Consider the following 12,395-nt stretch of genomic DNA (forward strand, 5'->3'; position numbering starts at 1 on the left):
TTACCGCAAAGCCAGGCCCGCTCGCACCGGTCACTCGGCGACCGCGCCCATTCCGCCCACCACCGCACTAAACCCACTATCGACGTGCACGATCTCCGCCGTCACACCTGCCGCCAGATCCGACAGCAGGAACGCCGCGGTATTGCCGACCTGTTCGATCGTCACGTTGCGTTTGAGCGGCGCGTTCTGCTCGACGAATTCGAGAATCTTGCCGAAGCCCTTGATGCCGCTCGCGGCCAGCGTCTTGATCGGTCCCGCCGAAATGCCGTTCACGCGCACGCCCTTCGCACCGAGCGACACCGCCAGATAACGCACGCTCGCTTCGAGCGAGGCCTTCGCGAGCCCCATCGTGTTGTAGTTCGGAAGCGCGCGTTCGGCGCCGAGGTAACTCAGCGTGAGCAGCGCCGCATCCGGCGTGAACATCGACTGCGCGGCTTTCGCGAGCGCCGGGAAGCTGTACGCGGAGATGTCGTGCGCAATGCGGAAGTTCTCACGCGTCATGCCGTCGAGGAAATCGCCGGCAATCGCTTCGCGCGGCGCAAAGCCGATCGAATGGACCAAGCCGTCGAGGCCGTCCCAGTGTTCTTTGAGCGAGGCGAAGAGGGCGTCGATCTGCGCGTCGTCGGCGACGTCGCACGGGAACACCAGGTCGCTGCCGAACTCGGTGGCGAATTCGGTGATGCGTTCCTTGAAGCGCTCGCCGACGTAGGTGAATGCCAACTCGGCGCCTTCGCGCCGGCAGGCCTGCGCGATGCCGTAGGCGATTGAACGGTTCGACAGCAAACCGGTCAGCAGGATGCGTTTGCCAGCGAGGAAGCCCATGGATTCTCCTGAACGGTCGGCGCGCCGCGCACGCGAAGGTCGCGCGCTTCGGATGCGCGGACTGCGCGGATTAATTGGGTAGAATTCTCTCACACTGCACTTGCCCACTGACCAACAAGGCCCCTATGACAATTGGCTCGCGACGGGTTCAAACGCCTCATGCACTTCGCTGCCGCGTGCTTCACGAACCCTCGCGCGGACCCGCGCACGGCCCCTGCCGTGCGGGTCTGGTCGCGGTGCCGCGGACATGGCGTTCGGCGCGCGCTGTCGCGACCGCTTGCGTGCTGGCCATGGCCGGCTGGCTCGCGGCGGCGCCGGCCCACGCGACCCATGCCATCGCGCAATACGGCGAGCCGAAATATCCGGCCGGTTTCAAGCACTTCGACTACGTCAATCCGGATGCGCCGAAGGGCGGCACGCTGGTGCTGGCCAACCCGAGCCGTCTGACGAGCTTCGACAAATTCAATCCGTTCACGCTGCGCGGCAATACGGCGCCCGGCGTCGACCTGCTGTTCGAAAGCCTGACCGTTGGCAGCAGCGACGAGGTCGCGTCCGCCTACGGGCTGCTCGCCGACGACATCAGCGTCGCGCCGGACGGCTTGTCGGTAACGTTTCGCATCAATCCGCGCGCGCGCTTTTCGAACGGCGATCCGGTCACCGCCGACGACGTCAAGTTTTCCCTCGACACGCTGAAAAGCCCGCAGGCCGCGCCGCAATTCGCATCGATCTTCGGCGAAATAGAGCGCGCGGTGGTGGTCGATCCGCGCACGGTCCGCTTTGAGTTTCGCCAGCGCAATCGCGAGTTGCCGCTGCTCGCCGGCGGCATGCCGGTGTTCTCGCGCAAGTGGGGGATGAAGCCGGACGGCAGCCGCATTCCGTTCGACCAGCTCGCCTTCGAAAAGCCGGTTTCCAGCGGCCCGTATCTGATCGAACAGTACGACAACGGCCGCACGATCACCTATCGGCGCGACCCGAACTACTGGGGCGCGGATCTGCCGGTGCGCGCCGGCATGTTCAACTTCGATCGCATCGTCTACAAGCTGTACTCGGATGCCACGGCGCGGCTCGAAGCCTTCAAGGCCGGCGAGTACGACGTGCTGGTCGAATACATCGCGCGCAACTGGGTGCGACGCGACGTCGGCAAGAAGTTCGATAGCGGCGAGCTGATCAAGCGTGAATTCCCGCAGCACAACGGCACGGGTATGCAGGGCTTCATTCTGAACACGCGGCGTCCGCTGTTTCAGGACGTACGCGTGCGCAAGGCGCTCGATCTCGCGCTCGACTTTCAGTGGCTGGACCGGCAGTTGTTCTTCAATCAGTACCGGCGTATCGACAGCTTCTTCGCCAATACGGATTTGCAGGCGAAAGGCTTGCCCTCGCCGGGTGAACTGGCACTGCTCGAACCATGGCGGGCGCAGCTCGACCCCGCCGTGTTCGGTCCGCCGCCGAAGCAGCCGGACACCGATCCGCCGGGGTCGCTGCGCGCCAATCTGCTGCAGGCGCGCGAGTTGTTGCAGCAAGCCGGCTGGACCTATCGCGACGGCGCGTTGCGTAACGCCAGGGGCGAGCCGTTCCAGTTCGAGATTCTCGACGACTCCGGCTCGTCCGCGGCGATGGAGCCGATCGTCGCGACCTTTATCCGCAATCTGCAAAAACTGGGCATTACCGCGACGTTTCGCGTGTCGGATTTCGCGGTCTACCAGAAGCGTCTGGACGCCTTCGATTTCGACGTGACGACGATCCGCATGCCGGACGTGCAGGTGCCGGGCTCGGAGCAGATCGAACGCTTCGGCAGCAAAGCGGCCGATACCAAGGGCTCGGACAACGCGATCGGGCTGAAGTCGCCGGTGGTCGACGCGGTTCTGAACGCGCTCGTGCATGCGCAGACGCGCGAGCAACTGGTCGACGCGACGCATGCACTCGACCGGCTGCTGATGCATGGCTACTATGTCGTGCCGCATTGGTACAGCGGCACGCATCGGGTGGCGTTCAAGCGCGGCCTCGCGTGGCCGGAAACGTTGCCGCTGTACTATGGCGCGGAAGGCTGGATCACGTCGACGTGGTGGAACGCGCAGCAGCACGGGCAGCAGCCGCAGCCGCAGCAGCCACACTCGTAGCCACGTCCGCATTTATAGCTACAACCGCAGCCGCGCCCACGCGCCACTCACTCACCGCCTTCGCACCGGAACGCCGCCTATGTGGAGCTACATCCTCAAACGTCTGTTGCTGATGATCCCGACGCTGCTTGGCGTATTGACGCTGACCTTCGTCGTGATCCAGTTCGTGCCGGGCGGACCGGTCGAGCAGATGCAGCACGAACTGCGCAAGGGCGCGGAGAGCGGCGCGCCGTTCGGCCTGCGCTCGCATAGCGGCGTCGACGCGCAACAGCTCGCGCAACTCAAGCAGCTTTACGGCTTCGACAAGCCGCCGCTCGAACGCTACGTGCTGATGCTCAAGCGCTTCTCGACCTTCGACCTCGGGCAGAGCTATTTCCGCCATCAGAGCGTGTGGTCGCTGATCGTGTCGAAGCTGCCGGTGTCGATCAGCATCGGCTTGTGGACCTTCTTCCTGACGTATCTGATATCGGTGCCGCTCGGTATCGCGAAGGCGGTGCGCAACGGCTCGCGCTTCGACATCGCGACGAGCCTCGTAGTATTGATCGGCTACGCGATTCCGGGTTTCGTGCTGGGCGTGCTGTTGCTCGTGCTGTTCGGCGGCGGCACGTTCCTGCAACTGTTCCCGCTGCGCAATCTCACGTCGGACAACTGGGCGCAGCTGAGTCTTGCCGGCAAGATCGTCGACTATCTGTGGCACATCACGTTGCCTATCACGGCGTCGGTGGTGGGCAGTTTCGCGGTCGTCACGATGCTGACGAAAAACGCCTTTCTCGACGAGATCCGCAAGCAGTACGTGCTGACCGCGCGCGCGAAAGGTCTGTCGGAGAAGCGCGTGCTGTGGAAGCACGTGTTTCGCAATGCGCTGCTGCCGCTGATCGTCGGGTTTCCGGCGGCGTTCATCGGCGCGTTCTTCACCGGCAGTCTGCTGATCGAAACGTTGTTCTCGCTCGACGGGCTCGGGCTGCTGTCGTACGAGTCGGTGGTGCGGCGCGACTATCCGGTGGTGCTCGGCACGCTGTATCTGTTCACGCTGATCGGCCTCGCGACCAAGCTGATCTCCGACCTCTGCTATGTGTGGGTCGATCCCCGCATCCAATTCGAACAACTGGAGCGCTGATGAATCGAGCCCGTCTTTCCGTCGACGCGGCGGCGCGCACCGAACCCGTGCGCGCATTCGTGTCGCCGACGCCCGCGCGTCGCGTATGGCAGCGTTTTCGGCAGCAGCGTTTGGGCTACTGGAGCCTGATCGTGTTCGTGGTCGCGTTCGCGGCGAGCCTCGCAGGCCCGCTGTGGTCGAACGACAAGCCGCTGGTGGTGCGCTACGACGGCCATCTGTATTTCCCAATGTTCAAGGCCTACGCGGAGACCACGTTCGGCGGCGATTTTCCGACGCCGGCCGATTATCTCGATCCGTATATCAAGCATCGTTTCGATGCGCCGGGTAACTTCGCGCTATATCCACCAAACCGCTATTACTACGACACGCTGAACTACTTCTCGAAGGCGCCGAACCCGGCGCCGCCGTCGCGCGACAACTGGCTCGGCACCGACGACCGCGGCCGCGATCTGTTCGCACGGCTGCTCTACGGCTTCCGGGTCTCGGTGGAGTTCGGGCTCGTGCTCACGTTGATCGGCACGATATTCGGCATCGCCGCGGGCGCCGTGCAAGGTTATTTCGGAGGACGTATCGATATCGTCGGGCAGCGGCTGATCGAAATCTGGAGCGCGATGCCGGAGCTTTATCTGCTAATCATTTTCTCGTCGATCTTCGAGCCGGGCTTCATTCTGCTGATCGTGCTGCTCTCGCTGTTCGGCTGGATCGGACTGTCCGATTACGTGCGCGCGGAATTCCTGCGCAATCGCCAGCAGGACTATGTGCGCGCGGCGCGCGCGATGGGCCTGTCGAACTGGCAGATCATGTGGCGCCACGTGCTGCCCAACAGTCTCACGCCGGTGATCACGTTCCTGCCGTTCCGGATGAGCGGCGCGATTCTCGCGCTGACGAGCCTCGATTTTCTCGGCCTCGGCGTGCCGTCGCCGACCCCGAGCCTCGGCGAACTGCTCGCGCAAGGCAAGGCGAATCTCGACGCGTGGTGGATTTCGCTGTCCACGTTCGGCGTGCTCGTCGCGATGCTGTTGCTGCTGACCTTCATGGGCGATGCGTTGCGCAACGCGCTCGACACGCGTATCTCCGATGCGATGCGCGCCGGAGGCAATCAATGAGCGCCGCCGCGAGGAACGATGCACAACCGGGCGCGACGCCGCCGCTGCTGGAACTCGAACATCTGCACGTGAGCTTCGGCGATACCGTCGCGGTGAACGACGTGACGCTCGCGATCGCACGTGGCGAGCGGGTCGCGCTGGTCGGCGAATCGGGCTCGGGCAAGAGCGTGACCGCGCTGTCGATCCTGCGGCTGCTGAACGACGCGCAGGTGAGCGGCTCGATCCGCTTCGACGGCGCGGATCTGCTTGCCAAAAGCGAACGCGAGATGCGCGGCATGCGCGGCTCGGACATCGCGATGATCTTTCAGGAGCCGATGACCGCGCTCAACCCGCTCTACACGATCGGCGACCAGATCGCGGAGACCATCGTCGTGCATGACGGCGTATCGGCGAGCGAGGCCCGCAAGCGCGCGGTCGCCCTGCTGGCGCGCACCGGTATCGCCGAGCCCGGCAAGCGCGTGAACAGCTATCCGCATCAACTATCGGGCGGTCAACGGCAGCGCGCGATGATCGCGATGGCGCTCGCATGCCGGCCGCGTTTGCTGCTCGCCGACGAACCGACCACCGCGCTCGACGTGACGATTCGCGCGCAGATCGTCGAACTGCTGCTGGAACTGCAACGCGATGAAGCGGAAAAGCGCGGCATGGCCGTGCTGCTGATTACGCACGATCTGAATCTGGTGCGCCACTTCGCGCAGCGCATCGCGGTGATGGAGCGGGGCGTGCTGGTCGAGAGCGGCCCGGTCGAGCAGGTGTTCGAAGCGCCGCAGCATCCGTACACGCAGCGCCTGCTGGCGAGCCGGCCACAGCGCACGGTAGTGCCGGTGCTGCCGATCTCGCCGGTGCTGCTCGAGGCGCGCGAGGTCTCGGTCGATTTCAGAACGAAGTTGCCAGGTTTCGCCGGCTGGTTCCGCTCGGGACGTTTTCGCGCGGTTGCCGATGCGAACGTATCGGTGCGACAGGGCGAGACGTTGGGGATCGTCGGCGAATCGGGGTCCGGCAAGTCGACCCTCGCGATGGCGCTGCTCGGTCTGCAGCGCACCGCGCACGGCGCGATCGAGTTTCAGGGCAGGGCGCTCGACAGCTATCGCGGCGCGGAGCAGACCGCCTTGCGGTCGAACATGCAGGTTGTCTTTCAGGACCCATTCAGTTCGCTGTCACCGCGCCAAACGATCGAGAGGATCGTCGGCGAAGGGCTGGCGCTGCACCGGCCGCAGATGACCCCGCAAGCGCGGCGCGACAAGGTGATCGCGGTGCTTCGCGAAGTCGGCCTCGACCGCACGGTGCTGTATCGCTATCCGCACGAATTTTCCGGCGGCCAGCGTCAGCGGATTGCAATTGCGCGCGCGCTGGTGCTCGAACCGCGCGTTCTGATCCTAGACGAACCGACCAGCGCGCTCGACGTGTCCATTCAGCAGCAAGTGCTGAAACTCCTCGGCGGATTGCAACAGAAGTACAACCTCGGCTTCGTTTTCATCAGCCACGATCTGGCCGTCATCGGGGCGATGGCGCACCGCGTCGCGGTGATGCAAAACGGTTCGATCGTCGAAAGCGGAGAGGTTGAGAAGATTTTTGCGACGCCCGCGCACCCTTACACGCGAAAGCTGTTGAAAGCGGCGCTTGACCGTTGATTTTTCACCCTTTCACCAATTGAGTGCGTATCCCGATTGAATTTTTCTATTTGTTTTGACACGTGAATACTTACTGGCTAGTATCGACCAAACTTTTTTCCGTAGACCACTGATTTTTTGGCAAAAACTACCGACCAATGCGGCACAGAAACTTAACCCAGGCTTGCACGCGCGTCGTCGCCGGGATGTTCATTGGCGTCTTGATGGCAGCAGCTCCCGGCGCGTTCGCCGACGAAGTAAGCAGTTTCAATCAGAATGCCTCATATTCGACCTCCACCGGGTCGAATCCTTTGTCCTTCTCCACCTCCCAGGCGACTGCTCCGGAAAGCGAGAGCGGCGCTAAATCGTTCCTTTCCGGCATGGCCGGCAAAGCGGGCGACGTGGTGGTCGGCGCGCTGAACATGATCGGCGTGCGCTACCGTTGGGGCGGCAATACGCCTGATTCGGGACTCGATTGCAGCGGCTTCGTGCGCTACGTGTTCCAGGACACGCTGGGTATGGCGCTCCCACGCCGCGCCGAGGAAATGAGCCGTGTTGGCGAGAAGGTGCGCGTGAGCGACCTGAAGCCGGGCGATCTAGTGTTCTTCAATACGATGCGCCGCACGTTCTCGCACGTTGGCATCTATATCGGCGACAATAAGTTCGTGCATTCGCCGTCCACGGGCAGCACGATCCGCGTTGACGACATGGATAGCGGCTACTGGGAAAAGCGTTTCACGGGTGCACGCCGGATTGAGGCGTCGTATCAGGAAGGCGAGGATTTGCGCAAGCGCGTGAACGCGACAATCGGCGGGAATAACTGATTCCAGTGCGGTTGGCGGTTCGCTGAGGCGATAAAAAAGCCTGCTTTGTGAGAAGCAGGCTTTTTGCATTTGGGGCGCGGGTTTCGGAGACGGTGCGCGGCCGGGGATGGTTTTGAGCAAGGGGAGCTAGTGACTTTGCGCCGGGCTGCTTTGTGCCGGTTCGCTTGCGCTTTACCGCCTATCGCTTCGTTCGTTCCTTGCCGCTGTCTACCCCGCCGGCCAGTTGCCAGCGGGCGCTATCCCGGCGCTCGCCAATCGGCTTACGCCGTCGCGCGGCTCGCGGCCAGCTTGCGCTGCAACTCCGGCATCATCTTCGCCACCGCTTCCTCGCCCGCCAGAATCGCCGCGTTGCGCTGCGAGAAATCGCTGCCGCTCATCGCGGCCAGATTCGGCCGGATCACGACGTCGGCATACTTGTCGAGTTCATAGGCCTTGATCGTCTGGCCCATGATCGTGAAGGTCTGCATCAGCACGTCGAACGAGCTGGCGGTTAGGCCGCTTTCCGGGCGCTGCGAAATATCCACGGCGATCACGAAATCCGCGCCCATCTTGCGCGCGAACGAGGCAGGCACTGGGCTCACCAGGCCGCCGTCGACGTATTCGCGGCCGCCGATCTTCACCGGCTCGAAAATTGACGGCACGCTGCACGACGCGCGCACCGCGACGCCGGTGTTGCCGCGCTGGAACAGGATCGGCTGGCCGCTTTTCAGATCGGTGGCGACCACGCCGAGCGGCTTGGCCATCTTCTCGATCGGACGGTTGTTCAAAGTCGTGTTCAGGTAGTTCTGCAGTGCGATGCCTTGCAGAAAGCCGCGCGTGCGAAACGGCATCGCCCAGTCGCTGATGGACGCTTCGTCCATCGTCAGCGCAAGTTTGTTCAGCGCAAAGCCGTTCATGCCCGACGCGTACAACGCGCCCACCACCGACCCGGCGCTGGTGCCGGCCACCAGATCGATGTGAATACTGCGCGCCTCCAGCGCCTTGATCACGCCGATATGCGCGAAGCCGCGCGCTGCGCCGCCGCCCAGCGCCAGCGCGACGCGCACCGGACGCTGCGTCTTGTCGAGCGGCGGCGGATTGACGGTGGGCGTGGCGGCGACCGGCGAGCTGTCGGTTTTGCCGCCGGTCGTGGTGCAAGCGGCGAGGACCGCGGAAGCGGCTGCCAACGAAAAGTTGCGGCGGGCGAGACGGGGCGACGAGGGTTTCAAACGAGTTCTCCAGCAACGGCGCTTGGCGACGCAATCGGCGTCGCGGCGGGCCGCGGTCAGGCTGATAATCAAACGGACAGGATCGCCGGCGGCGATTCCACGCGCCGTGGATCGATCGGCAACCGCAGCGCGCGCACATCATAAATCAAAGCCCCACGCGCGCGGCGGCCTGGTAATGAAACGTTGCAGAGGAAGCGTTCGGGTTGTGTGCGGCGCGGTTCCGGTGAAGCGTCAAGGCGGCTCGGGCATGGGAGCGCATGCCGCCGCAAGAGCGTCGCGGAAGCGCTTCGGCTCTGCGAAACACGCGGCTCGCGTCGCGCGGAGGCGGCTTATGTGCCTCGGCCGCGGGTTGAAAACAGCGTGCCGCGACGGAAGCTGACGCGCCGCGAGTCTCTGCTGCACGACGCCTCCCCGAAGTTTGCGAAGCGCACGCGAATTGATACTGTCGCGCAAGTCCCGACACCAGTCGCACACTCCAACCACCCCCGCACATACCGCCATCGTCCATTCGGGCGAGGCCAGGCAACGCGCGCGCGGAAGGTATAATTCGCCTCTCGCATTTATTTCCCTCGTGTCCATGCACGGCGCCGTCTGCCGCATGGGCGCGGTCCGCTGCCGCGCCATAAGGGCGATGTCCGCCCGGGCGCCGGCGCCAGTCTTCCGAGTAACCGCTAATGACCACCTCCGTTCGTACCCGTTTCGCACCGAGTCCCACCGGCTTCATCCACCTCGGCAACATTCGCTCCGCGCTTTACCCGTGGGCGTTCGCGCGCAAGATGAAAGGGACCTTCGTGCTGCGGATCGAGGACACCGACGTCGAGCGCTCTACCAGCGAATCCGTCGATGCCATTCTCGAAGGCATGGCGTGGCTGGGCCTCGATTTCGACGAAGGCCCGTTCTATCAAATGCAGCGCATGGATCGTTATCGCGAAGTGCTCAAGGAGATGCAGGACGCTGGGCTCGTCTACCCGTGCTATATGTCGACGGAAGAACTCGACGCGCTGCGCGAGCGGCAACGCGAAGCCGGCGAAAAGCCGCGCTACGACGGCACGTGGCGTCCGGAACCGGGCAAGGTGCTGCCGCAGCCGCCGGAAGGCGTGCAGCCGGTGCTGCGCTTCCGTAATCCGCTGACCGGCGTGGTCGCCTGGGACGACGCGGTGAAAGGGCGCATCGAAATCTCGAACGAGGAACTCGACGACCTCGTGATCGCGCGCCCGGATGGCACGCCCACGTACAACTTCTGCGTGGTGGTCGACGATCTGGATATGCGCATCACGCACGTGATCCGCGGCGATGATCACGTGAACAACACGCCGCGGCAGATCAACATCTTGCGCGCGCTGGGCGGCGAGCCGCCGGTTTACGCGCACTTGCCGACCGTGCTGAACGAGCAGGGCGAGAAGATGAGCAAGCGCCACGGTGCAATGAGCGTGGTGGGCTATCGCGATGCAGGCTATCTGCCGGAAGCGGTAGTGAACTATCTGGCGCGCCTCGGCTGGTCGCATGGCGACGCGGAAGTGTTCTCGCGCGAGCAGTTTGTCGAGTGGTTCGATCTGGACCATCTCGGCAAGTCGCCGGCGCAGTACGACCACGACAAGCTGAACTGGCTGAACGCGCACTACATCAAGGAAGCGGACAACGCGCGCCTCGCGGAGCTGGCCAGGCCGTTCTTCGCCGAGCTGGGTATCGACGACGCGGCGCTCGCGCAAGGTGCGGATCTGACGGCGGTCGTGGGTCTGCTAAAGGATCGCGCGTCGACGGTGAAGGAAATCGCGGAGAACGCTGCGATGTTCTATCGCACGCCGGCGCCTGAGCCTGAAGCGCTGGCGCAGCACGTAACCGACGTGGTGCGTCCGGCGCTTGCCGATCTGGCCGCCGCGCTGAAGACCGTCGAGTGGAACAAGGAGGCGATCGCCGCCGCACTCAAGGCGACGCTCGGCGCGCATAAGCTGAAGATGCCGCAACTGGCGATGCCGGTTCGTCTGCTGGTGGCGGGCACGACCCATACGCCGTCGATCGACAGCGTGCTGATGCTGTTTGGCCGCGACGTCGTCGTGAGCCGGATTGAAAAAGCGCTCGCTTAAGAGGGGTTTGCGCGCGTGTTGAGAGGGTTTGCATGCGACTTGAAAAATAGTCGCATGTAATTGCTCAAAGGGTATTTACAAAGCGCAGATTGGCCTCTAGAATCTCGTTTCTCTGATGTGCAGGGGGTATAGCTCAGCTGGGAGAGCGCTTGCATGGCATGCAAGAGGTCAGCGGTTCGATCCCGCTTACCTCCACCAACAAAAGAGTAAAGTTGTCCGGAAGTCTTGAGTTGTAGAAAAAAAGACTTCACAAATGCTTTAAACGTAGTTAGAATGTCGGTCTTCGCTGTTGACGAAACGAAATAACTAGCAAGTTAGCGTGAGTTGGCAGCAAGATAAAGACAGATCTGAAAAGATTATGTCCCCTTCGTCTAGAGGCCTAGGACATCACCCTTTCACGGTGAGTACAGGGGTTCGAATCCCCTAGGGGACGCCAAACATCAGCGTCGCTTTAGTATTCAAGTAGTATTAAAGCAGTGCGGCTTGCAGAGAAATAACCGACGCTCGCAAGCTAGGGTGTAAAGACTGGAGTGGTAGTTCAGTCGGTTAGAATGCCGGCCTGTCACGCCGGGGGTCGCGGGTTCGAGTCCCGTCCACTCCGCCAGACAAAGCCCGTTCATTCAAACCTGAACGGGCTTTTTCATTAAAGGTGTAAGCAGTACGCTGTCCCCTTCGTCTAGAGGCCTAGGACATCACCCTTTCACGGTGAGTACAGGGGTTCGAATCCCCTAGGGGACGCCAAGACATCGGCGTCGTTCGGTTGGAAGTTGAACGGTGCAGCAGGCGAGTGAGCTTCGCTCACCAGCCACGGTGCAAAATCTGGAGCGGTAGTTCAGTTGGTTAGAATACCGGCCTGTCACGCCGGGGGTCGCGGGTTCGAGTCCCGTCCGCTCCGCCAGATTTGAGAAAGCCCACTTCGAAAGAAGTGGGCTTTTTTTTATTCCCGCCGACCGTGTCGCCTGGGTATGCTCGGGACAAACAGCCATTGCCAGCGTGCACGGCCTGTTTTACCGTTGACCGACACTTCTTGGCCGATCCACCATGTTCGATCCCACCGAAGCTCCGTCACCGTTTCATCTGCGCAATGCCAGCATGGACGATTTCGAGTTCGCCGAGGCGCTGACCCGCAACAACATGGGCGGCTACTATCGCCGGCACCATCTGGTCTGGCGCGCCGATCTGTTTCTCGGCAGCTGGCGCGAATCGGAGAATTTTATTCTCGAAGTCGACGGCCGGCCGATCGGCGTCTTGCGGATCACGCAGGAACGCGATTCGCTACATATCCGCGACGTGCAGATTGCCGAAGGGCATCGACGGCACGGCGCCGGCACCTATCTGCTCGACATCTCGCATCAATGGGCGCGCGAGCGCGGCCTGCGCGAGTTGCAGCTACGCGTGTTCGTCGACAATCCCGCGGCGCGGCTATACCAACGCAAGGGTTACAAGCTCGCGGGGCCGCGTCTCGCTCAACTCGGCGCGATCCGTCATCTTGCGCGGCGCGTCTGAA

At 63.0% G+C, this 12,395-nt stretch carries 9 protein-coding genes and 5 tRNA genes; 12 read left to right on the forward strand and 2 right to left on the reverse strand.

All coding sequences use genetic code 11. The features are described 5' to 3' along the window. Positions 1–30: 30 nt before the first annotated feature. A complete protein-coding gene (fabI, locus tag BGI01S_RS05325; RefSeq protein WP_042323037.1) occupies positions 31–822 on the reverse strand; it encodes an enoyl-ACP reductase FabI in 792 nt (263 codons plus the stop codon). A 125-nt stretch (positions 823–947) separates the two neighbouring features. Here fabI and BGI01S_RS05330 point away from each other — a divergent pair, with 125 nt between their 5' ends. From BGI01S_RS05330 to BGI01S_RS05350, 5 genes are all read left to right on the forward strand, one after another. Next, entirely contained in the window at positions 948–2,939 is a 1,992-nt protein-coding gene (locus tag BGI01S_RS05330; RefSeq protein ID WP_084585280.1) for an extracellular solute-binding protein, read from the forward strand. 79 nt (positions 2,940–3,018) lie between these two features. Continuing rightward, positions 3,019–4,056 carry a microcin C ABC transporter permease YejB gene (locus tag BGI01S_RS05335; RefSeq protein WP_042323041.1) on the forward strand — a complete coding sequence of 346 codons (1,038 nt, stop codon included), beginning with the start codon at positions 3,019–3,021 and terminating at the stop codon, positions 4,054–4,056. Then, positions 4,056–5,162: an ABC transporter permease gene (locus tag BGI01S_RS05340; protein WP_042323042.1), complete on the forward strand. Its 1,107-nt coding sequence runs from the start codon at positions 4,056–4,058 to the stop codon at positions 5,160–5,162. The genes BGI01S_RS05335 and BGI01S_RS05340 overlap by 1 nt, the downstream gene beginning before the upstream one ends. Then, positions 5,159–6,793: an ABC transporter ATP-binding protein gene (locus tag BGI01S_RS05345; protein WP_042323044.1), complete on the forward strand. Its 1,635-nt coding sequence runs from the start codon at positions 5,159–5,161 to the stop codon at positions 6,791–6,793. The genes BGI01S_RS05340 and BGI01S_RS05345 overlap by 4 nt, the downstream gene beginning before the upstream one ends. Positions 6,794–6,930: 137 nt before the next feature. After that, positions 6,931–7,596: a C40 family peptidase gene (locus tag BGI01S_RS05350; protein WP_042323046.1), complete on the forward strand. Its 666-nt coding sequence runs from the start codon at positions 6,931–6,933 to the stop codon at positions 7,594–7,596. Positions 7,597–7,856: 260 nt separating this feature from the next. Here BGI01S_RS05350 and BGI01S_RS05355 read toward each other — a convergent pair whose 3' ends face one another. Further along, a complete protein-coding gene (locus BGI01S_RS05355; RefSeq protein ID WP_042323047.1) occupies positions 7,857–8,804 on the reverse strand; it encodes a patatin-like phospholipase family protein in 948 nt (315 codons plus the stop codon). A 674-nt stretch (positions 8,805–9,478) separates the two neighbouring features. On the opposite strand from BGI01S_RS05355, the gene gltX reads away from it, so the two are divergent. The 7 genes from gltX (at position 9,479) to BGI01S_RS05390 (ending at position 12,394) form a co-directional block, all read left to right on the forward strand. After that, complete coding sequence (gene gltX, locus BGI01S_RS05360) at positions 9,479–10,888, forward strand: glutamate--tRNA ligase (RefSeq protein WP_042323050.1); 1,410 nt, start codon at positions 9,479–9,481, stop codon at positions 10,886–10,888. A 122-nt stretch (positions 10,889–11,010) separates the two neighbouring features. Beyond that, positions 11,011–11,086, forward strand: a tRNA-Ala gene (locus BGI01S_RS05365). Between the two features lie 162 nt (positions 11,087–11,248). Continuing rightward, positions 11,249–11,324 (forward strand) — tRNA-Glu (locus BGI01S_RS05370). Positions 11,325–11,415: 91 nt separating this feature from the next. Then, a tRNA-Asp gene (locus tag BGI01S_RS05375) sits at positions 11,416–11,492 on the forward strand. 61 nt (positions 11,493–11,553) lie between these two features. After that, a tRNA-Glu gene (locus BGI01S_RS05380) sits at positions 11,554–11,629 on the forward strand. An 80-nt stretch (positions 11,630–11,709) separates the two neighbouring features. Beyond that, positions 11,710–11,786, forward strand: a tRNA-Asp gene (locus BGI01S_RS05385). A gap of 143 nt (positions 11,787–11,929) precedes the next feature. Next, entirely contained in the window at positions 11,930–12,394 is a 465-nt protein-coding gene (locus BGI01S_RS05390) for a GNAT family N-acetyltransferase (RefSeq protein WP_042323051.1), read from the forward strand. Position 12,395 lies beyond the last annotated feature (1 nt).

Origin of the sequence: Paraburkholderia ginsengisoli NBRC 100965, assembly GCF_000739735.1 — a bacterium.
GTDB lineage: Bacteria > Pseudomonadota > Gammaproteobacteria > Burkholderiales > Burkholderiaceae > Paraburkholderia > Paraburkholderia ginsengisoli.

Excerpts from the sequence above, each read along its gene's own strand:
- fabI (WP_042323037.1), bottom strand. The coding sequence starts at position 822 with ATGGGCTTCCTCGCTGGCAAACGCATCCTGCTGACCGGTTTGCTGTCG.
- BGI01S_RS05330 (WP_084585280.1), top strand. The coding sequence starts at position 948 with ATGACAATTGGCTCGCGACGGGTTCAAACGCCTCATGCACTTCGCTGC.
- BGI01S_RS05335 (WP_042323041.1), top strand. The coding sequence starts at position 3,019 with ATGTGGAGCTACATCCTCAAACGTCTGTTGCTGATGATCCCGACGCTG.
- BGI01S_RS05340 (WP_042323042.1), top strand. The coding sequence starts at position 4,056 with ATGAATCGAGCCCGTCTTTCCGTCGACGCGGCGGCGCGCACCGAACCC.
- BGI01S_RS05345 (WP_042323044.1), top strand. The coding sequence starts at position 5,159 with ATGAGCGCCGCCGCGAGGAACGATGCACAACCGGGCGCGACGCCGCCG.
- BGI01S_RS05350 (WP_042323046.1), top strand. The coding sequence starts at position 6,931 with ATGCGGCACAGAAACTTAACCCAGGCTTGCACGCGCGTCGTCGCCGGG.
- gltX (WP_042323050.1), top strand. The coding sequence starts at position 9,479 with ATGACCACCTCCGTTCGTACCCGTTTCGCACCGAGTCCCACCGGCTTC.
- BGI01S_RS05390 (WP_042323051.1), top strand. The coding sequence starts at position 11,930 with ATGTTCGATCCCACCGAAGCTCCGTCACCGTTTCATCTGCGCAATGCC.